General features: G+C 66.8%; 21 protein-coding genes and 1 pseudogene. 1 reads left to right on the top strand and 21 read right to left on the bottom strand.

Features of this window, described 5'->3' with window-relative positions:
* Positions 1 to 117 precede the first annotated feature (117 nt).
* Positions 118 to 234 (top strand): hypothetical protein, encoded by a 117-nt coding sequence (locus tag C0461_RS01245; protein WP_292103253.1) that lies wholly within the window; start codon positions 118 to 120, stop codon positions 232 to 234.
* A 4-nt stretch (positions 235 to 238) separates the two neighbouring features.
* Here C0461_RS01245 and C0461_RS01240 read toward each other — a convergent pair whose 3' ends face one another.
* The 21 genes and pseudogenes from C0461_RS01240 to C0461_RS01140 form a co-directional block, all read right to left on the bottom strand.
* Complete coding sequence (locus tag C0461_RS01240) at positions 239 to 940, bottom strand: ABC transporter ATP-binding protein (protein WP_292103252.1); 702 nt, start codon at positions 938 to 940, stop codon at positions 239 to 241.
* A pseudogene (locus C0461_RS01235) lies at positions 933 to 2,230 on the bottom strand (lipoprotein-releasing ABC transporter permease subunit). The gene C0461_RS01240 and the pseudogene C0461_RS01235 overlap by 8 nt, the downstream one beginning before the upstream one ends.
* A complete protein-coding gene (gene proS, locus C0461_RS01230) occupies positions 2,227 to 3,543 on the bottom strand; it encodes a proline--tRNA ligase (protein ID WP_292103250.1) in 1,317 nt (438 codons plus the stop codon). Before proS ends, C0461_RS01235 begins: the two are co-directional and overlap by 4 nt.
* Positions 3,544 to 3,633: 90 nt before the next feature.
* Positions 3,634 to 3,891, bottom strand: coding sequence for a DUF1467 family protein (locus C0461_RS01225; RefSeq protein WP_292103248.1), 258 nt, complete (start codon positions 3,889 to 3,891; stop codon positions 3,634 to 3,636).
* Positions 3,888 to 4,313, bottom strand: coding sequence for a methylmalonyl-CoA epimerase (mce, locus tag C0461_RS01220; protein ID WP_292103246.1), 426 nt, complete (start codon positions 4,311 to 4,313; stop codon positions 3,888 to 3,890). Before mce ends, C0461_RS01225 begins: the two co-directional genes overlap by 4 nt.
* A gap of 38 nt (positions 4,314 to 4,351) precedes the next feature.
* Positions 4,352 to 4,867 (bottom strand): hypothetical protein, encoded by a 516-nt coding sequence (locus tag C0461_RS01215; protein WP_292103245.1) that lies wholly within the window; start codon positions 4,865 to 4,867, stop codon positions 4,352 to 4,354.
* 164 nt (positions 4,868 to 5,031) lie between these two features.
* The gene (locus C0461_RS01210) at positions 5,032 to 6,705 is read right to left on the bottom strand and encodes a ribonuclease J (protein ID WP_292103244.1); all 1,674 of its coding nucleotides are present in this window, start codon (positions 6,703 to 6,705) and stop codon (positions 5,032 to 5,034) included.
* A complete protein-coding gene (locus C0461_RS01205; RefSeq protein ID WP_292103259.1) occupies positions 6,702 to 7,484 on the bottom strand; it encodes a type III pantothenate kinase in 783 nt (260 codons plus the stop codon). Before C0461_RS01205 ends, C0461_RS01210 begins: the two co-directional genes overlap by 4 nt.
* Entirely contained in the window at positions 7,481 to 8,233 is a 753-nt protein-coding gene (locus tag C0461_RS01200) for a biotin--[acetyl-CoA-carboxylase] ligase (RefSeq protein ID WP_292103243.1), read from the bottom strand. Before C0461_RS01200 ends, C0461_RS01205 begins: the two co-directional genes overlap by 4 nt.
* A complete protein-coding gene (gene nuoN, locus C0461_RS01195; RefSeq protein ID WP_292103242.1) occupies positions 8,234 to 9,679 on the bottom strand; it encodes an NADH-quinone oxidoreductase subunit NuoN in 1,446 nt (481 codons plus the stop codon).
* 7 nt (positions 9,680 to 9,686) lie between these two features.
* On the bottom strand, positions 9,687 to 11,171 hold the full coding sequence (locus C0461_RS01190; protein WP_292103232.1) for an NADH-quinone oxidoreductase subunit M: 1,485 nt from the start codon (positions 11,169 to 11,171) through the stop codon (positions 9,687 to 9,689).
* A gap of 4 nt (positions 11,172 to 11,175) precedes the next feature.
* Positions 11,176 to 13,284: an NADH-quinone oxidoreductase subunit L gene (gene nuoL / locus C0461_RS01185; RefSeq protein WP_292103257.1), complete on the bottom strand. Its 2,109-nt coding sequence runs from the start codon at positions 13,282 to 13,284 to the stop codon at positions 11,176 to 11,178.
* A gap of 11 nt (positions 13,285 to 13,295) precedes the next feature.
* Positions 13,296 to 13,601, bottom strand: coding sequence for an NADH-quinone oxidoreductase subunit NuoK (gene nuoK / locus C0461_RS01180; RefSeq protein WP_292103229.1), 306 nt, complete (start codon positions 13,599 to 13,601; stop codon positions 13,296 to 13,298).
* The gene (locus tag C0461_RS01175; protein ID WP_292103226.1) at positions 13,598 to 14,218 is read right to left on the bottom strand and encodes an NADH-quinone oxidoreductase subunit J; all 621 of its coding nucleotides are present in this window, start codon (positions 14,216 to 14,218) and stop codon (positions 13,598 to 13,600) included. The genes nuoK and C0461_RS01175 overlap by 4 nt, the downstream gene beginning before the upstream one ends.
* A gap of 123 nt (positions 14,219 to 14,341) precedes the next feature.
* On the bottom strand, positions 14,342 to 14,833 hold the full coding sequence (gene nuoI, locus C0461_RS01170) for an NADH-quinone oxidoreductase subunit NuoI (protein WP_292103224.1): 492 nt from the start codon (positions 14,831 to 14,833) through the stop codon (positions 14,342 to 14,344).
* On the bottom strand, positions 14,833 to 15,045 hold the full coding sequence (locus tag C0461_RS01165) for a hypothetical protein (RefSeq protein ID WP_292103223.1): 213 nt from the start codon (positions 15,043 to 15,045) through the stop codon (positions 14,833 to 14,835). Before C0461_RS01165 ends, nuoI begins: the two co-directional genes overlap by 1 nt.
* Positions 15,042 to 15,269, bottom strand: coding sequence for a hypothetical protein (locus C0461_RS01160; protein WP_292103222.1), 228 nt, complete (start codon positions 15,267 to 15,269; stop codon positions 15,042 to 15,044). The genes C0461_RS01165 and C0461_RS01160 overlap by 4 nt, the downstream gene beginning before the upstream one ends.
* The gene (gene nuoH / locus C0461_RS01155; protein ID WP_292103220.1) at positions 15,269 to 16,348 is read right to left on the bottom strand and encodes an NADH-quinone oxidoreductase subunit NuoH; all 1,080 of its coding nucleotides are present in this window, start codon (positions 16,346 to 16,348) and stop codon (positions 15,269 to 15,271) included. Before nuoH ends, C0461_RS01160 begins: the two co-directional genes overlap by 1 nt.
* 3 nt (positions 16,349 to 16,351) lie before the next feature.
* Positions 16,352 to 18,397, bottom strand: coding sequence for an NADH-quinone oxidoreductase subunit NuoG (gene nuoG, locus C0461_RS01150; RefSeq protein WP_292103216.1), 2,046 nt, complete (start codon positions 18,395 to 18,397; stop codon positions 16,352 to 16,354).
* The gene (locus tag C0461_RS01145) at positions 18,384 to 18,740 is read right to left on the bottom strand and encodes a hypothetical protein (RefSeq protein WP_292103214.1); all 357 of its coding nucleotides are present in this window, start codon (positions 18,738 to 18,740) and stop codon (positions 18,384 to 18,386) included. Before C0461_RS01145 ends, nuoG begins: the two co-directional genes overlap by 14 nt.
* On the bottom strand, positions 18,740 to 19,234 hold the full coding sequence (locus tag C0461_RS01140; RefSeq protein ID WP_292103212.1) for a hypothetical protein: 495 nt from the start codon (positions 19,232 to 19,234) through the stop codon (positions 18,740 to 18,742). The genes C0461_RS01145 and C0461_RS01140 overlap by 1 nt, the downstream gene beginning before the upstream one ends.
* Positions 19,235 to 19,236 lie beyond the last annotated feature (2 nt).

Genomic DNA, 19,236 nt, shown 5'->3' with positions numbered 1-19,236 from the left:
TGTTTTTGTTTCGGTCAATCGCGGATTTTCTGCGAGCCGCAGCATCCACCTGCTGTATACTGCCGCCAACGCCCTTCCCCGCCCTTCCGGCGGCCGCCGGCGCCCGGAGCGCCTGTCATGGCCAAGGGTCAGAAACGCAGCACCAAGGAAATCCGCAAACCCAAGGCGGAGAAGGCCAAGCCGCCGATCACCGTCGGCGCCTCGCCCTTCACCACGCCCCCCGGGAAGAAGTAGCGCCTCAGTAGGCGTGACTTTCGGCCGGGCGCTCTTCCAGATGGCCGTCGCGAAGCGCGAAGACCCGGTCCATATGCCCCGCCAGCTCCATGTTGTGGGTGGCGATCAGGGCGGCGACGCCCGTGGTCTTGGCCAGTTCGCGCAGGGATTCGAAAACGGCCTGGCTGGTGGCCGGGTCCAGATTGCCGGTGGGCTCGTCGGCCAGCAGCAGACGCGGCTGGTTGGCCAGCGCCCTGGCCACGGCGACCCGCTGCTGCTCGCCGCCTGACAGCTGGGCCGGCTGGTGCGTCAGCCGTTCGCCGAGCCCCAGGGCCGTCAGCAGCTCCGAGGCCCGCGCCCGCGCCACGCTGTGCGACACCCCGTTGATGCGCATGGGCAAAGCCACGTTGTCGCCGGCGTCGAACTCGGGCAGCAGGTGGTGGAACTGATAGACGAAGCCCACCTTGGCCAGACGGATGCGCGTGCGCGCCCGCTCCGGCAGGGCGCCCACATCCTGACCGTCGATCATGACCTGACCGTCGGTAGGCCGCTCCAGCAGGCCGGCGGCGTGGAGCAACGACGACTTTCCCGAGCCGGACGGCCCGATCAGACCGACCACCTCGCCCGGAAATACGTCCAGATCGACGCCTTTCAGCACCTGCAGCCCGCCCTGGGCGGTGTCATAGGTGCGCGTCACGCCCCGGAGGGACAGCACGGGGCTACTCATAGCGGAGGGCCTCCACGGGATCGATGCGCGAGGCGTTCCACGACGGCGGCAGGCTGGCCACGCAGGACATCAGCAGGGACCAGACCGTGACCCAGAAAACGTCCGCCGGATCCACCAGCGCCGGCACCCCGTCCAGCATGTAGACGTCCGCCGGGAACAGCTGCACCTGCAGGACCCACTCGAGGAAGCTCTGGATGGACCCGATGTTCCAGCAGAACAGCAGGCCCAGGACCAGGCCCGCCAGCGTGCCCGCCACGCCGATGGTGGCCCCGCCATGAAGAAGATGCGCAGGATCGACGACGGGCTGGCCCCGATGGTGCGCAGGATGGCGATGTCGCGCCCCTTGTTCTTCACCAGCATGACGATGCCCGAGATGATGTTCATGGCCGCAATGGCCACCACGAGGCCCAGGATGATGCCCATGGCCACGCGCTCGATCCTCAACGCGCTCCAGAAGGCGGCCATGGTGTTGCGCCAGTCGCTGACCAGCGCCCCCTGCCCCGCGGCCTCGGCCACCGGCTGGACATAGCGGGCCACCTGATCGGGCTGGTCCACCTTCAGTTCGAGCACATCCCACAGGCCTTCCTTGCCGAAGAACAGCTGCGCCTGCTCCAGCGGCATGAACACGAAGGCGCGGTCATAGTCCGCGGCGCCGGACTGGAAGATGCCACCGACCACATAGGTCTTGGACGTGCCCAGGTCACCGAAGGCCGTGGCGCCGCCCTGGGGCGAAATCAGGGTCATCAGGTCCCCGACCCTCAGGCCCATCTGATCCGCCAGAGCCTTGCCGATCAGGATGTTGTCGCCGCCGTAGGCGCCCTGGCCGAACCGGGCCCGGGCATCCTCATCGAGGCTCTGATAGACGAAGCTCATGGAGTTAAGATTGTCGGGCGCGATGCCGCGCACCACGCCGCCGGTCGTGCGGCCGTGGGCGGTGAACATGGCCGGAGACTCGGTCAGGGGCGTGACACTGACCACCCCGGGGACCTCCCGGATACGCGCCAGCGCCTCGTTGCGGTCCGGCGCCTGCAGCACCTGGCCGTGCACGTACATGTGCCCGTTGAACGACAGCATCCGGTTCAGCAGTTCGGTGCGGAAGCCGGACATGATGCTCATGACGCTGATCAGCACCGCCACGGCCAGCATGATGCCGATGAAGCTGATCACGGCGATCAGGGCGACCCCGCCCTCCTTGCGCTTGGCGCGCAGGTAGCGAAGGGCCAGGCCGATCTCCCAAGCGCTGAACGCCCCGGCGGGTTTTGCGGCCTTCCCGGCGGCGGTATCGGTCATGCGGTCAGCTTCTGGATGGCCGCGTCCAGCGGCAGGGTTTCGCGCTCCCCGGTGGCGCGACGCTTCAGCTCCACCACCCCGTCGGCCAGGCCCTTGGGCCCGATGATCAGTTGCCAGGGCAGGCCGATCAGATCGGCGGTGGCGAACTTGCCGCCCGGCCGGTCGTCGCGATCGTCGTACAGCACCGTCTTGCCCGCCGCCTTCAGCTTGGCCCAGGCGTCCTCGCAGGCGGCCGAGACCGCCTCGTCATTGGGCCGCAGATTGATGACGCCCACGTCGAACGGGGCCACGGCCTCGGGCCAGATGATGCCGGCGTCGTCGTGGCTGGCCTCTATGATGGCCCCGATCAGGCGCGAGACCCCAACGCCATAGCTGCCCATGTGCACCGGCACGTCCTTGCCGTCCGGCCCGGCCACGATGGCCTTCATGGGCTTGGAATACTTTGTGCCGAAATAGAAGATGTGGCCCACCTCGATGCCGCGCGCGGTCAGGCGGTCGCCCTCCCCCACCTCGGCGTCGAAGCGGTCCGCCTCGTGCATCTCGTCGGTCGCAGCGTAGAGCGCCGTTCGCTGATCAACGATTGACTGGAGGTCGTTCCAGTCCACGTCAGGCCCGGGCGCCGGCATGTCCACCAGACGGCGGTCGCAGAACACCTGGCTCTCGCCCGTGTCGGCCAGGATGATGAACTCGTGGCTCAGGTCGCCGCCGATGGGGCCGGTGTCGGCGCGCATGGGCACGGCCTTCAGACCCAGCCGCGCGAAGGTGTTCAGATAGGCCACGAACATGCGGTTGTAGGACCGCCGCGCGCCCGCCTCGTCCGCGTCGAAAGAATAGGCGTCCTTCATCAGGAACTCGCGCCCGCGCATAACCCCGAACCGGGGCCGCTGCTCGTCGCGGAACTTCCACTGGATGTTGAACAGGTTCAGCGGCAGGTCGCGATAGCTCTTCACGAAACCGCGAAAGATGTCGGTGACGACCTCCTCGGCCGTGGGGCCGTACAGCATGTCGCGCTTGTGCCGGTCGACGATGCGCAGCATCTCCGGGCCATAGGCGTCATAGCGGCCGGATTCGCGCCACAGGTCGGCCAGCTGGATGGTCGGCATCAGGATCTCGACGGCGCCCGCCCGCTCCTGCTCCTCGCGCACGATCTGTTCGATGCGCTTCAGCACCCGCAGGCCCAGCGGCAGCCAGGCGTAGATACCCGCCGCTTCCTGACGGATCAGGCCCGCGCGCAGCATCAGCCGGTGCGAGACGATCTGCGCCTCGGACGGCGTCTCCTTGAGGGTGGGCAGGAAGTAGCGCGAGAGACGCATCGGGAATCCGTTTTTAATTGAGCCTACGCCTTTAGCCGGGGCGCCGGGGGATAGGCAATCAAAGTCGACTCGGTTCCCGATTTGCGGAGATCAGCCCCCGCCCGGCAGGGCCGGCAAGGGCAGGATGCCGGTGAAGATGATCACCATGATCACGGCCCATACGATGGCCGAAACCCAGGTGGTGGTGATGAACTTCTTCTTCAGGTTCGGATTGGCCGGGGCCCCCCAGTCGCCGCCGTCGGTCTGACGCTCGCGCGGGCCCTGATTCATGCCCAGCGGCAGCACGGCGAACAGCACGGTCCACCAAACGACGAAATAGATGGCGATGGCTGTGGTCGGTCCGATCATGGGTGCGGCTCCGTCGGCGTTTCCATCAGCTCCACCAGCACCCCGCCCATGTCCTTCGGGTGCACGAAGATGATGGGCGTGCCGTGGGCGCCGATGCGTGGCTCTCCGGTTCCCAGAATGGTCGCCCCCTTTGCGCGCAGGGCGTCGCGGGCTGCGATGATGTCTTCGACCTCGTAGCAGACGTGGTGCTGGCCCCCTTTGGGGCTCCTGGCCAGAAAGCCGTGGATCGGTGAGCCCTCGCCCAGCGGCTCGATCAGCTCGATCTGGCTGTTGGGCAGGTCGATGAAACAGACCCGCACCCCCTGCGCCGGCAGGTCGAACGGTTCGCCCGCTCCCGTCGCGCCCAGCAGGTCGCGGTACATGGCCACAGAGGCCTCAATGGAGGGCGTGGCCACCCCCACATGGTTCAGTCGTCCGATCATGGATCCGGCTTAGCCGGTTTGACGCGTCGGGGCGAGGCTCAGCACGCGGGCTGCGACGCATCCTCGCCCGCGTCGGCGCCGGTCAGGTCGCGCAGGTTCCAGTTGTTCTGGACGCTGCGGACATTGGTGATGCGCCACTCTCCGTTTTCCCGGCGGCACAGATCCCAGGCCATGGAGACGGGCCGGCCGCCCCGGTTGAAACGCGCCACAATGGCCGACCCTTCGGGGCCCGAGGCGATTTCCTCCACCGCAAGATCCGTGATGGCCCCGTCCTGGGCGTCATGGCGATAGTCGAAGCCGATTCCCTCTTCGCCGGACAGGCCGTTCACCAGCGGTTCGGCGAAATACAGCCGCACATGGGGCGCGGCGGTGGGGATGGCGGGCTCCATGTACAGGGCCTGCACCAGAGCCTGGGGCGTCATGGCGTCCGGCGCAGCCGCAGGCGCGGGCTCGGCGGCGGGCACAGCCTCATTGGCCTCGATCCGCTCGGGCTGATCGCAGGCCGCGACAGCCAGAAAACCTGCAAGAACCGCGATGCGAACCGTGGCGCCCATGATGATCTCCCTGCCGACCCTGAGGCTGGGCGAAAAGCACGCCCCTGTCCACCGTCAAACACTGTCGACCCAGAGCCACGGCGCCCGCATAGGCGGACGCAATCCAGACGGCTCCGTCCGCCTCATGAAGCCCGCCAGGAATCGGCTCCGCTGGGTTCGCGGCTCTACAGCCGTAGGACGATGGTTTCCACGATCGGACGGCGGTCCCAGATCTGCTGGCTGGCCTTCTTCAGCGCGCGGGCCACCGCCTGTTCGACCACCAGCTCGTCCTGAAGCGCCTCGCCCTTCAGGCCGCGCACCACGTCCTCGACCCGCTCGGCCAGGCCATCCAGCGCATCGCCAAGCGGCGTGCCCTCGTCGCCCGGCAGGCCAATGCCGCGCACGTCGATGTCGCTGACGATGCGGCCGCCCTTGTCCAGCACGAAGCTGACCACCAGCACGCCGTTGCCGGCGGCGTGGCGGCGTTCGCGGATTGCTTCGCCCGCCTCGGTCACCAGCATGCCGCCGTCAACGTACAGGCGACCCCAGGGGACCTCGTCGATGATCGCGGCCGGACCGGGAGCCAGACGCACCAGATCGCCGTTGCGCGGCGTCACGGTCTCGGGGACGCCCATGTCCCTGGCCAGATTGGCGTGCTCCATCAGGTGGCGGCGCATGCCGTGGGTGGGCACCGCGATGCGCGGACGCACCCAGTCGTACATCTGCCTCAGCTCGTCCCGGCACGGGTGGCCGGACACGTGGATGCCGGGGTGGTCCTTCTCGGTGTAGAGGCGCACGCCCCGGTCCGCGAGACGGTCCTGAAGATCGCCGATGGCCAGCTCATTGCCGGGAATGACCCGCGACGAGAAAATGCAGTGGTCGCCCGATCCGAGTTTGACCACGGGGTGGGTGCCGTCCGCCACCCGCGACAGGGCCGCGCGCGCCTCGCCCTGACTGCCGGTGCACAGATAGAGGACTTCGTCGGGCGCCCAGACGCGGGCTTCCTCGTCTGTCAGGAAGGGCGGCAGGTCGCCAAGCAGGCCCACATGCTTGGCCGCCGCCGTGATGCGGTGCATCGATCGCCCGGCCAGCACCACACGCCGCCCCGCCGCCTTGGCGGCCAGAGCCACGCTGTGGACCCGCGCCACATTGGACGCGAAACAGCCCACGGCCACGCGGCCGCGCAGGGGCTTGATCAGATCGACCAGGGCGTCCGCCACGCCCCCTTCGGACCCCGCGACGCCATCGACGAAGACATTGGTGGAATCCCCCACCATGGCCAGCACGCCCTCGTCACCCAGCCGGGCGAGAGCCTTGCCGTCGGTTTGCGACCCGATCACCGGGTCGTCGTCTATCTTCCAGTCTCCGGTGTGCATCACCGTGCCCAGCGGGGTCTTGATGGCGATGCCGTTCGGCTCGGCGATGGAGTGCGTCATGGTGACGAACTCGCATTCGAACGGGCCCAGGTTGACCGTGCCGCCCAGCGGCACCTCATGCAGCTTCACCTCGTTCAGCAGGTTCTGTTCGCGCAGCTTGTCGCGGATCAGATAGGCGGTGAACGGCGTGGCGTAGAGCGGCGCCTGGATGCGCGGCCACAGCCAGCCTAGGGCGCCGATATGGTCCTCGTGGGCGTGGGTCAGCAGGATGCCAAGGATCTTCTCGCCCTTAAGGGCCTCGGGATCGGGCACGATGATGTCGACGCCGGGCGTCGACAGGTCGCCGAAGGTCACGCCCACATCGACGATGATCCATTTGCGGTCATGCGCCGGGCCGAAACCATAGGCGTTCAGGTTCATGCCTATCTCCCCGGAGCCGCCCAGCGGCAGGAAGACCAGTTCGTCTTGATTTGATTTTTTCATGTCTTTTTCAGATGGGCGTTGCGACGCCAGATTTCCAGAAGGCCGCGAATGGTCAGATCCGCGTCGAAGTGATCGATGCTGTGGGTTGCGCCTTCGAACAGGCTGGCCACGCCGCCGGTTCCAATGACGGTCATGGGTTTCCCCCACTCGGCCTTCATGCGCGACACCATGCCCTCGATCAGCGAGACATAGCCCCAGAACACGCCGGACTGCATGTTGGAGACGGTGTCCTTGCCGATGACCCGGTCGGGCTTCTGGATGGCGATGCGCGGCAGCATGGCCGCCGCCTCATGAAGGGCCTGCAGGCTCAGGTTGATGCCCGGCGCGATCACCCCGCCCTCGAAGGCGCCGTCGGCGGCGATGACGTCGAAGGTGGTGGCGGTGCCGGAGTCGATGACGATCAGGTCGCCGTCGTATTTCAGATGGGCGCCGATGGCGTTGACCAGCCGGTCAGCCCCCGCCTCGCTGGGCTTGGTGATGCGCACCGGAATGCCCAGGTCCACATTGTCCCCGATCACCAGCGGCTCGACGTTCAGATAGCGGCGCGACAGGTTCTTCAGATTGAAGATCGACTGGGGCACCACGCTGGAGATGATGCAGCCGTCCAGCGCCGCCATCCTGATGCCCCGCATGGACAGCAGCTGGCTCAGCCAGACCGCATATTCATCGGCGGTCCGGCTGGACTCCGTGGCCGTGCGCCATTGGGCGATCCAGTCGGTCCCGTCATGTACCGCGAACAGGGTGTTGGTGTTGCCTTGCTCGATGGCCAGAAGCATCAGACCGCCTCCCCGAAGAACACGTCGCCCGCCGAAATGCGCCTGAGCTCGCCCGAGGGCAAGCGCAGGCGCAGCGCGCCGTCCGGCTCCACACCTTCGGCCCGGCCGCTGATCGTCTCATGGCCCAGCCGCGCCGTGCAGGGTCCGTCCAGCCCCGGCGTCCGGGCCACCCAGGCATCCAGCACCGGCTGGAACCCCAGCATCTGCCAGCGCTCCATCCAGACAGCGAACGCCTCCGCCAGACCATCCGCCGCCCGCTCGATGGAGGGCGGCGCCGCAATATCCGCGCGCAGGTGGTCGGCCAGGGCCGTCGCGGGCCGCTGGGTGCCCGTCGGCGCGTGGGCCAGATTGACGCCGATCCCCACCGCCAGCCACAGACCGCCGCTGTCATGGGCACCGGACTCCAGCAGGATGCCGCTGGCCTTCTTGCCGTCCAGCATCACGTCATTGGGCCATTTGATGCCGACCAGCGCTGGCGGCGCCCAGGCGTCCAGCAAGTCCGCCACGGCCAGGGCCGCTACAAAGGTCAGCTGCGCCGCCTCGGCGGGCGGACGGTGAACCACGGTCAGCAAGGTCGCGGCCAGATTGCCGGTCTCGCTGGACCAGGCCCGGCCGCGTCGCCCCCGGCCCGCCGACTGGCGCCGCGCCACGATCCACAGCGGTCCGGTCTCGCCGCGCTCGGCCATGCGCCGCGCCTCGGCGTTGGTGGAGTCCGTGTCCTCGAGGATCAGGCGCGGGGCGGCCTCGGCCAATCAGCCCGCCCCGAAGCTGGTGGCGGCGTTGCGGGCCAGAGGCTCCAGCCAGGTCAGGGCGATCAGCACCAGCGGGAACGAGAAGGCCGCGGCGGCCCAGCCGATCCACTGAGCGTCACGCGGCGACGGGTCCACCGCCCCCTCGCCTTCCGGCGGGGCGTCGAACCACATCACCTTGATGATGCGCAGATAGTAGAAGGCCGCCACAACCGAGGCCACCAGACCCAGGGCCGCCACGATCCAGTAGCCCGCCTGCAGCGCGGCGCCGAACACATAGAACTTGCCCCAGAACCCGGCGAAGGGCGGCATGCCCAGCACCGACAGGGACAGCACCGTGATGGCGATGGTGGTGACCGGCTTGTCCTTGCGAAGACCCGCAAGGTCGGCGATGCGCCGGATCGGCCGACCGCCGCGCGACAGGGCCATCAGCAGGGCGAAGAAGCCCAGCGTATCGATCATGTAGAAGGTCATGAACAGCAGCAGGGCCTGCAGGCCCGCCTGCGTGCCCGCCGTGATGGCCAGCAGCGCATAGCCGATGTTGGCGATGGACGAATAGGCCAGCAGCCGCGGGATGTCCCGCTGGGCCAGACCGCCGAAGGCGCCCACCGCGAACGAGATCAGCGAGATGATCACCAGCACCTGGGCCCACTGGTCATGGGCGCCGCCAAAGCCTTCGCTCAGGGCGCGGGCGAACAGCACCATGGCCGCGAATTTGGGCGCGGTGGCGAAGAAGGCCACGACCGGGGTCGGTGCGCCCTCGTAAACATCAGGCGTCCACATATGGAACGGCGCGGCCGAGACCTTGAACGCCAGGCCGCAGATCAGGAACACCAGACCGAAGATCAGGCCGGTTTCGGCCCCGCCCGCCGCCACCGCCGCGATCTCGTCGAAGCGCATGGAGCCGGTGAAGCCGTAGATCAGGCTGGAGCCGTACAGCAGCAGGCCCGACGACAGCGCGCCCAGCACGAAATACTTCAGGCCCGCTTCGGACGCCCGGCCGTTGTCCCGGTGGAACGCGGCCAGCACGTACAGGGCCAGTGACTGCAGCTCGACGCCCACATACAGCGACATCAGGTCGCCGGCCGAGGCCATCATGCCCATGCCGACCGCCGCCAGCACGATCAGCACCGGATATTCGAACCGGGCGATGCCGTTGCGGCGCGTCCAGCCGTCGCCCAGCACCACGGCCAGGGCGCTGGCCAGATAGATGGCCACCTTGGCGTAGACGGACATGGGGTCCGAGACGAAAGCGCCGTTGAAGACCATGCCCAGCGGCGCATTGGCGGCGACGCCGGCGGCCCCGATCAGCAGGGCGACAGCCAGCAGGCTGACCACGCGGCCCAGCTTCTCGCCGCCATAGGCGCCGATCGTCAACAGGATCATCGAGCCGACGGCCAGAAGGGCCTCGGGAGCGGCAATTTGAAGGGCGAGATTGATGTCGAACATGGTCGTCTTATCCGCCGATCGCGGTCTGATAGGCGGTCGTCACCGCGCTGACCGAAGCCTGGGTGATGTCCAGCACGACGGCCGGATAGACCCCCAGCCAGATCGTGCCGATGATGAGGGGCACAAAGACCAGCAACTCGCGCCGGTCGATGTCGGTGATGGCCTTCAGCGCCGGATTGGTGATCTCGCCGAACATGACGTTGCGGTACAGGGTCAGCGCATAGACCGCCGACAGGATCACGCCCGAGGCCGCGAAGAACACCGCCCAGGTGGAGACCTGGTAGGCGCCGACCATGGTCAGCACCTCGCCGATGAATCCCGAGGTGCCCGGCAGGCCCACATTGGCCATGGTGAACATCAGGAAGATGGCCGCGAACCACGGCATGCGCGCGGTCAGCCCGCCGTAGAAGGCGATCTCGCGGGTGTGCATCCGGTCATAGACCACGCCCACGCACAGGAAGAGCGCCGAGGAGATCAGCCCGTGGCTGATCATCTGGAACACCGCGCCCTGCACGCCCTGATCATTGCCGGCGAAGATGCCCATGGTCACGAAGCCCATGTGGGCCACGGACGAATAGGCGATCAGCTTCTTGATGTCGGTCTGACGGAAGGCGACCAGCGAGGTGTAGATGATGGCGATCACCGACAGCACCATCACCAGCGGGGTGAAGTACTCTGACGCTTCGGGGAACATGGGCAGGTTGAAACGGATGAAGCCGTAGCCGCCCAGCTTCAGCAGGATGCCCGCCAGGATCACAGACCCCGCCGTCGGCGCCTGCACGTGGGCGTCCGGCAGCCAAGTGTGCACCGGCCACATGGGCATCTTCACCGCGAAAGAGGCGAAGAAGGCCAGCCACAGGAAGGTCTGCACCCCGACCGGCCAGTCATAGGCGGTCAGCTCGGGAATGCTGGAGGTGCCCGCCGTGGTCGCCATGTACAGCATGGCCGCCAGCATCAGCACCGACCCCAGCAGGGTGTAGAGGAACAGCTTGTAGGCCGCATAGATGCGGTTCGCGCCGCCCCACACCCCGATGATGATGAACATCGGCACCAGGGTGCCTTCAAAGAAGATGTAGAACAGAAACAGGTCCAGCGCCGTGAACACGCCGATCAGCAGCGTCTCCAGGATCAGGAAGGCGATCATGTACTCCGCCACCCGCTCCTTGATGGAGGACCAGCTGGCGATGATGCAGATGGGCAGCAGGAAGGCGCTCAGCAGCACGAACAGGATCGAGATCCCGTCCACGCCCAGGTGATAGCTGGCCCCGGCGAACCAGGGGACCATCTCCACGAACTGATAGGCGGGGTTCGACGGATCGAACCCGGCCACCAGCACGACCGAGACGGCCAGCACAACCAGGCTGGCGATCAGGGCGATCCAGCGGGCCGGACCGGCGGCGGCCTCTTCGGACTTCGCCATGACGCGCGCGATCAGCACGGCCAGGGCGCCGACCAGCGGCAGGAAGGTTACGATGCTCAGGATGTAGGGCACGGGCTCAGGCTCCCCACGTCGCGATGGCGAAGGCGAGAAGACCCGCCACACCCAGCAGCATCACGAACGCATAGTGATAGACATAGCCGGACTGGACCCTGGCCAGCCGGGCGGCCGATTTCAGCGAGGCCCAGGCGGCGCCGTTGGGGCCGAGGCCGTCGATGATCTTCACGTCCCCGATCTTCCAGAAGAAGTCCCCGATGGCCCGGGCGCTCTTGACGAAAACCACGTCGTACAGCTCGTCGAAGAACCACTTGTTGTAGAAGAAGGTGTGGAGGATGTTGCCCCGCTCGGCCATGCGCCGGGCCATGCCTTCCTTGAGCACATAGATCCAGAACGCCACGAAGGTGCCCAGCAGGGTCAGCACCACGGGGGCCCAAAGCACCCAGCGCGGCACATAGTGGCTGTCGTACAGGACGCTGTTGGCCTCGGCGGTGAAGATCGCCCCGCGCCAGAACTCGGCTTCGTGGTGGCCCACGAAATTGTCGTAGAAGACAAAGCCCGCCGCCACCGCGCCGATCGACAGCACGATCAGTGGGATCAGCATGGTCCACGGGCTCTCGTGCGGCTTCAGCGGGCCATGATGACCGTGATCGTCGTGATGGTCGTCATGGTGCGCATCCGTATGCGCGGCCACGGCGTCGTCCATCAGCGGCTCGGTGTGGGTTTCCTTCTGGGCGTCCGTGGCATGGTCGTCGTGATGATGCTCGACCGGCGCGTGCGCGTCCTTCCACACAGGCTTGTTGTGGAAGGTCATGAAGATCAGACGCCAGGAATAGTAGGCCGTCAGCCCGGCCGCGAACAGGCCGATGAAGAAGACGAACAGGCCCGCCGGGCTGTAGTCCGCCGAGGCGAAGGCGCTCTCCAGGATCGAGTCCTTGGAATAGAAGCCGGCGAAGCCCCACTTCAGCTCGGGAATGCCCAGGCCGGTGATGGCGATGGTGCCGATCATCATCGCGCCATAGGTGATGGGCAGCAGTTTCGCCAGCCCGCCCATGTTCCGCATGTCCTGCTCGTGGTGCATGCCGTGGATCACCGAACCGGCGCCCAGGAACAGCAGGGCCTTGAAGAAGGCGTGGGTGAACAGGTGGAACATGGCCGCCTGATAGGCGCCGACGCCCGCCGCGAAGAACATGTAACCCAGCTGCGAACAGGTCGAATAGGCGATGACCCGCTTGATGTCGTTCTGGGCCAGGCCGACGGTGGCGGCGAACAGGGCCGTGATGCCGCCGATGATCGCTACGATCAGCGACGCGGTCGGCGCATACTCATAGATCGGCGACAGCAGGCAGACCATGTAGACGCCGGCCGTCACCATGGTGGCGGCGTGGATCAGGGCCGACACGGGCGTCGGGCCCTCCATGGCGTCGGGCAGCCAGGTGTGCAGGAAGAACTGGGCCGACTTGCCCATGGCGCCGATGAACAGCAGGAACGCCGCCAGATCCAGCGCCGACCAGCGCTGGCCGATGAAGTCCCAGCCCGCGCCCGACTGGGCCGCGATCAGCGGGAACAGCTCGGCGAACTTGATGGTGCCGAACATCCAGAACACGGTGATGATGCCCAGCACAAAGCCGAAATCGCCCACCCGGTTGACCACGAAGGCCTTGATGGCGGCGGCGCTGGCGGTGGGCTTCTTGTACCAGAATCCGATCAGCAGATAGGACGCCAGCCCCACCCCTTCCCAGCCGAAGAATAGCTGCATGAAGTCGGCCGCCGTCACCAGCGCCAGCATCATGAAGGTGAACAGGGACAGATAGGCGAAGAAGCGCGGCCGGGAGTCGTCCTCGGCCATGTAGCCCCAGGAATACAGGTGCACCAGCGACGAGACCGAGGTCACCACCACCAGCATCACCGCCGACAGGGCGTCCACCCGCACCGACCAGGTCGACTGGAAATCGCCCACATTGATGAAGGGGAACAGCTCGACCGTGAAGGCCTCCATGTGCCCCCAGGTATGCTGGCTGAACACCACCCAGGCGATGATGCACGATACGAACAGCAGGCCGGTGGTCACCGCCTGCGAGGCGATGTTGCCGATCCGGCGGCCGAAGAAACCGGCGATCATCGCGCCCAGCAGCGGGGCGAAGACGCCGATTGTGACGAGGGTCTCGATGGTCACGCGCGTCAGCCCTTCATCATCGAAGCATCATCAACCGCGATGTCGCCGCGGTTGCGGAAGAAGGTCACCAGGATGGCCAGGCCGATGGCCGCCTCGGCGGCGGCGACGGTCAGGATGAACATGGCCATGATCTGCCCGGAGATATCGTTCAGATAGGCCGAGAAGGCGACGAAATTGATGTTCACCGACAGCAGGATCAACTCGATCGACATCAGGATGATGATGATGTTCTTGCGGTTCACGAAGATGCCGAACACCCCGATGGTGAACAGGATCGCGGCGACCGCCAGATAGTGCGGCAGACCGATCATTTCAGATCCTCCAGGGTGACGCCCTTGCCGCTCTCGGCCTGGACGTTGGCGTAGGCGTCGGACTGGCGCCGGTTCACCTGGCGGCCGATGTCCTGACGCTTGATGTTGGGCTTGTAGCGCAGGGTCAGGACGATGGCGCCGATCATGGCCACCAGCAGCACCAGACCTGCCGCCTGGAAGATGTAGACGTACTCGGTGTAGAGCACGCGACCGATCGCCTCGACGTTGGACACGTCCGTGGCCGGGATCAGCTCGGCCCCGCGCGCCGCCCCGCCCTGCGCCGCCGCCACCGCCACCACGATCATCTCGGCCAGCAGGATCAGGCCGACGATGGCCGCCAGCGGGAAGTACTTCGCATAGCCCTCGCGCAGCTGCACGAAGTCCACGTCCAGCATCATGACGACGAACAGGAACAGCACCGCCACGGCGCCGACGTAGACCACCACCAGCAGCATGGCCAGGAACTCGGCGCCCAGCATGACGAACAGGCCGGCGGCCGAGAAAAAGGTGGTGATCAGCCACAGCACCGAGTGCACCGGGTTCCTGGCCGTCACGACCAGCAACGCGGACACCACGCTCACCGTGGCCAGCAGATAGAAGGCGATCGCCTGTATCATCGGCGGGACCAAGCCCCTCTCAAAAACCGTGCGGAGTCCGGGACGCCCCGAAGCCCTTGTGAAATCCCCTGCCCGCCCCCGACGGCGACATGGCAGAACTCATGCGTGGAATCGGCGCCCCTCTTATCGGTAGGGGGCGTCCAGTTCCAGATTCTTCGCGATCACCCGCTCCCAACGGTCCCCGTTGGCCAGCAGGCGGTCCTTGTCGAAATACAGCTCCTCGCGCGTCTCGGTGGCGTACTCGCTGTTCGGCCCCTCGACGATGGCGTCCACCGGGCAGGCCTCCTGGCACAGGCCGCAGTAGATGCACTTCACCATGTCGATGTCATAGCGGGTCGTGCGGCGGCTGCCGTCCGAGCGCGGCTCGGACTCAATAGTGATGGCCTGGGCCGGGCAGATGGCCTCGCACAGCTTGCACGCGATGCAGCGCTCCTCGCCGTTGGGATAGCGGCGCAGGGCGTGCTCGCCCCGGAAGCGCGGAGATTGCGGCCCGCGCTCGAACGGATAGTTCACCGTCGCCTTGGGCTTCATCATGTATTTGAACGACAGGCCGACGGCGCCGATCACGTCGATCAGCATCGCGCCTTTCACGGCCTGTCCGATACGGTTCAACATCAGTCGATCTCTCTCAGGTCGGCGCACTCACGGGCGAAGCGCTCGCTGTCTCGGTTCATGGCGCGGCAGCGCTCCACGCGCTGGGCGTGGGCGCGCTCGATGCCCTCCTGGCGGCGCTCCCACTGATAGACGGAGGTGGGCTCCGCCTCATAGGGGGCGCACGACACCAGCAGGCCCGTCACGATCAGTGCGGTCACGAGACGCGCGATCATTTCGGAACCCCTTCGCGGCAGCGGCGGTCGTCCCGGCGCACGCCGGTCTCGCCCATCTGGCAGCGGCGCAGGCGTTCCGCCTCGGCGTCGGCGCGCGCTTCCTGGCGCTCGAGGGCCACCTCCGCGGGAACGGGCGCGGGCGTCGACATGGGGCTGAACACCACAGGACCGCAACCGGTCAGCAGCACCGCGCAGGCGACGACCATGGGAAGGCCGACACGCATCAGAGGGTCCCCCCGAACACCCGCCACGCCGCCACCAGCACCACGGCCACCAGTGAGAACGGCAGGAACACCTTCCAGCCCAGACGCATCAGCTGGTCATAGCGGTAGCGAGGCACGAAGGCCTTCACCAGGGCGAACATGAAGAACCAGGCCACCACCTTCACGCAGAAGACGCCCAGATAGAACAGATTGGCCAGGAACACCGGCCAGGTGTCCATGAATCCGGTCGGGAAGCCCGGGTTCCAGCCGCCCCAGAACAGCAGGGTCAGCAGCACGCACATCAGCACGATGTTGGCGTACTCGCCGATCATGAACAGCAGGTACGGGGTGGAGGAGTATTCCACCTGATACCCGGCCACCAGTTCGGACTCCGCCTCGGGCAGGTCGAACGGCGGGCGGTTCGTCTCGGCCAGGGCCGAGACGAAGAACACGATCATCATCGGGAACATGACCACCAGCAGCGGCCAGTTCTGAAGCCCGCCGCCGAAGGTGTGCCAGTTCCAGAACCAGCCGGCCTGGTTCTGCACGATGGCGGTCAGGTTCATGCTGCCCGCCAGCAGGATCACCGTGACGATGATCAGGCCCAGCGACACCTCGTAGCTGACCATCTGGGCCGCCGAGCGCAGCGAGCCCAGGAACGGATACTTCGAATTGGAGGCCCAGCCGCCCATGATGATGCCGTAGACGCCCAGCGACGACACGGCGAACAGGTACAGCACGCCCACGTTCAGGTCCGACACCACCCAGCCCGGCGCGAACGGCACCACGGCCCAGGCGATGAACGCCAGGATGAAGGTCAGCAGCGGCGCCAGCAGGAACACGATCTTGTCCGCGCCCGCCGGGACCACGATCTCCTTCAGGACGAATTTGAAGAAGTCCGCGAACGACTGCAGCAGACCGAACGGCCCCACCACATTGGGACCCTTGCGCAACTGCACGCCCGCCCAGATCTTGCGGTCGGCCAACAGCAGGAACGCAAGCGAGATCAGGATCCCGACGGTGACCAGCAGGATTCCGCCGGCAGTCATCAGGGTCCAGCCCAGCGGCGTGCTCCAGAATGAGGTCGTGGTCGCTTCCATCACTTACTCCGCCGCCATCAGCCGGGGCGCCGAACGCTGGGCCGACAGTTCGGCCATGGTCTCGGACGCGCGCGCGATCGGGTTGGTCAGATACGGGTCCTTCAGGGCCGGGGCGAACGTGACGTCGCCCAGCTCGCCCTTGCCGCCCAGCTTGTCGACGGCGAACACCCGCGCCGGAGCCAGATAGTCCACCCGGCCGAAGGTCGGATGATCGGCCATCAGCACAGCCCGCAGCTGGTTGAGGCTGTCGTACGGCAGGGTCTGACCCACGCGCTCGGACAGGGCCCGCAGGATGGCCCAGTCTTCCCTGGCCTCGCCCTTGGGGAACACCACCCGCTCGGTCATCTGCACCCGGCCCTCGGTGTTCACATACAGGCCCGACTTCTCGGTATAGGCCGCGCCCGGCAGGATCACGTCCGCCCCGTGGGCGCCCGCGTCGCCGTGGCTGCCCAGATAGATCTTGAAGGCCTTCGACTTCGAGGCGTCGATCTCGTCCGCGCCCAGCAGGAACAGCACGTCCAGCGCGCCCTTCTGAACCATCTCCACCGCCGACAGGCCGCCTTCGCCGGGCGTGAATCCCATATCCAGACCGCCGACCCGCGCCGCCGCATTGTGCAGCACGTTGAAGCCGTTCCAGCCGTCCACAACCACGCCGACCTTGGCCGCCAGCTTGCCCAGCGCGCCCAGGACCGCGGGACCGGTCTCGCCGGTCAGGGCGGCGGAGCCCACGATGATCGCCGGACGCTCGGCCCTGGTCAGCAGGTCCATGGCCGCCTTGGGCAGCTTGCCGACGGTCTTGGTCCCGGCGCCCAGATACTGATAGCCGTAGGTCAGATCGGCCTGCTCGCCGATCACCATCACCTCGGTGCGGCCCGACAGCCAGCCCTTGCGGATGCGGGCGTTCAGCAGGGGCGCCTCGACGCGCGGATTGACGCCCACCATCAGGATGGCGTCCGCGTTCTCGATGCCCGCCAGACCGCTGTTGAACAGCCAGCCCTCGCGCTCGGCCCCGCCCAGCGCCGCGCCGTCCTGACGGCAGTCGGTGTTGGCCGACCCCAGCGCCCGGAACAGGTCCAGCGTCGCCTTCATGGACTCCGCGTCCTGCAGGTCGCCGGCGATGGCGCCGATCTTCTCCGGCTTGGCCGCCTTCAGCTTGCCGGCCACGACGCCCAGCGCCTCGTCCCACGTGGCGGGGCGCAGCTTGCCGCCCTCGCGCACCCACGGGCGGTCCAGTCGGCGCTTGGTCAGCCCGTCCACCACATAGCGGCTGCGGTCCGACAGCCATTCCTCGTTGATGCCCTCGTGAACCCGCGGCAGCACGCGCATGACCTCGGCGCCCCGGCTGTCGGCGCGGATGTTGGAGCCCAGGGCGTCCATCACGTCGATGGTCTCGGTCTTCTTCAGCTCCCACGGGCGGTAGTGGTACTGCCATGGCCGGTGCGTCAGGGCGCCCACCGGGCACAGGTCGTTGACGTTGCCCGACAGCTCGGAGTCCACCGACTTTTCCAGATAGGTGGTGATCTCGGCGCTCTCGCCGCGCGAAATCATGCCGATCTCCGGCACGCCCGCCACCTCGGTGATGAACCGCACACAGCGCGTGCACTGGATGCACCGCGTCATGAAGGTCTTGATGGTCGGACCCATGTGCTTTTCTTCGACCGCGCGCTTGTTCTCGGCATAGCGCGAGGCGTCACGGCCATAGGCCATGGCCTGATCCTGAAGATCGCATTCCCCGCCCTGGTCGCAGATCGGGCAATCCAGCGGGTGATTGATCAGCAGGAACTCCATCACCCCTTTGCGGGCCTTCTCGACCATGGGGGTGTTGGTGAAGATCTCCTGCCCGTCAGCGGCCGGCAGGGCGCACGAGGCCTGCGGCTTGGGCGGCCCCGGCTTCACTTCCACCAGACACATGCGGCAGTTGCCGGCGATGGACAGCCGCTCGTGATAGCAGAAACGCGGAATCTCCTGCCCCGCCTTCTCGGCGACCTGGAGCACGGTCATGCCGGGCTCGAACTCGATCTCTACGCCGTTGACCTTAGCGACGGGCATGAGCAGCAGCTCCAAGAACAGACTTAAACGCCACCATGGCCGTTCCCTTTAGGATCAGGCCCACGACGATCGCGGGCCACGCAAGGGCCACGCAAACGACCAGCAGGTCATAAATCGCATTGGGCGCGGATAGATGACCCCACGACCCTATGGTCATGGCGCCTAGCAGATAGGCAACGATCGGCAACAGGGCTCCGGCCACCAGCACGACACCGCGCGAAAGCGACTTCACACGAACCGCGTAAAGCACCGAAACAGCCGCAGCCACCACATAAACCCACCACAGCGTAGCCAGGAAGGTTGCGGGGCCGATCCAGTAATTGCTGAGCGTCAGCCCCCCCATCAGCGGGCCTCTTCCTCAGTATTCGCAGACACTTGCGTCTGCGAGCTCGTTCCGTCCGGGAACGTCTGGATAATGGTGATCTGGCCGTTCTCGCGAACATAGCGGACGATGGGGTCGGCCAGTCCGGTGCGCCACACCTGGGCCTCGGGGTCCGGCAGGCCGGTCAGGCGCCACACCACCACGTCGCCTTCGACGCGGCACTGGGCCTGGGCGCGGCCCCCGTCCACCGGCGCGCGCCAGGACAGGTTCACCGCCTCGCCTTCGTCCAGCGTCTCGACCCCGTCCACATCGATCAGGGCCACCGGCAGTTCGTTCACTGTGGCGATGGCCGCGCGGCAGACGTCGCGCAGCCCGGCCTGATCCAGCGCCTCGGGCGAGGCCTGGGTCACGACGGCGGGCTCAGCGGCCGTCTCCGGCGCCGAGGCCGGCTCATCCGCCTGACCGCAGGCGGTCAGCAGGGCGGTCAGGGCGATGATGGAAAAGGCGTTGCGCATCC

The sequence above is a fragment of the Brevundimonas sp. genome (genome assembly GCF_013823285.1).
GTDB lineage: Bacteria > Pseudomonadota > Alphaproteobacteria > Caulobacterales > Caulobacteraceae > Brevundimonas.
The sequence above is the reverse complement of the archived record's forward strand: the minus strand, read 5'-3'. Positions and strand labels throughout refer to the sequence as shown.

Bases quoted from the DNA above. Each gene is read 5' to 3' on its own strand.
- C0461_RS01240 (WP_292103252.1), bottom strand. From the start codon at position 940: ATGAGTAGCCCCGTGCTGTCCCTCCGGGGCGTGACGCGCACCTATGAC.
- C0461_RS01210 (WP_292103244.1), bottom strand. From the start codon at position 6,705: ATGAAAAAATCAAATCAAGACGAACTGGTCTTCCTGCCGCTGGGCGGC.
- C0461_RS01165 (WP_292103223.1), bottom strand. From the start codon at position 15,045: ATGATCGCGCGTCTCGTGACCGCACTGATCGTGACGGGCCTGCTGGTG.
- C0461_RS01245 (WP_292103253.1), top strand. From the start codon at position 118: ATGGCCAAGGGTCAGAAACGCAGCACCAAGGAAATCCGCAAACCCAAG.
- C0461_RS01145 (WP_292103214.1), bottom strand. From the start codon at position 18,740: ATGGGGGGGCTGACGCTCAGCAATTACTGGATCGGCCCCGCAACCTTC.
- C0461_RS01225 (WP_292103248.1), bottom strand. From the start codon at position 3,891: ATGATCGGACCGACCACAGCCATCGCCATCTATTTCGTCGTTTGGTGG.
- C0461_RS01215 (WP_292103245.1), bottom strand. From the start codon at position 4,867: ATGGGCGCCACGGTTCGCATCGCGGTTCTTGCAGGTTTTCTGGCTGTC.
- nuoH (WP_292103220.1), bottom strand. From the start codon at position 16,348: ATGGAAGCGACCACGACCTCATTCTGGAGCACGCCGCTGGGCTGGACC.
- C0461_RS01175 (WP_292103226.1), bottom strand. From the start codon at position 14,218: ATGATACAGGCGATCGCCTTCTATCTGCTGGCCACGGTGAGCGTGGTG.
- nuoN (WP_292103242.1), bottom strand. From the start codon at position 9,679: ATGTTCGACATCAATCTCGCCCTTCAAATTGCCGCTCCCGAGGCCCTT.
- nuoI (WP_292103224.1), bottom strand. From the start codon at position 14,833: ATGTTGAACCGTATCGGACAGGCCGTGAAAGGCGCGATGCTGATCGAC.
- nuoG (WP_292103216.1), bottom strand. From the start codon at position 18,397: ATGCCCGTCGCTAAGGTCAACGGCGTAGAGATCGAGTTCGAGCCCGGC.
- mce (WP_292103246.1), bottom strand. From the start codon at position 4,313: ATGATCGGACGACTGAACCATGTGGGGGTGGCCACGCCCTCCATTGAG.
- nuoK (WP_292103229.1), bottom strand. From the start codon at position 13,601: ATGATCGGTCTGCCGCACTATCTGGCGGTCGCCGCGATCCTGTTCACC.
- proS (WP_292103250.1), bottom strand. From the start codon at position 3,543: ATGCGTCTCTCGCGCTACTTCCTGCCCACCCTCAAGGAGACGCCGTCC.
- C0461_RS01160 (WP_292103222.1), bottom strand. From the start codon at position 15,269: ATGCGTGTCGGCCTTCCCATGGTCGTCGCCTGCGCGGTGCTGCTGACC.
- C0461_RS01140 (WP_292103212.1), bottom strand. From the start codon at position 19,234: ATGCGCAACGCCTTTTCCATCATCGCCCTGACCGCCCTGCTGACCGCC.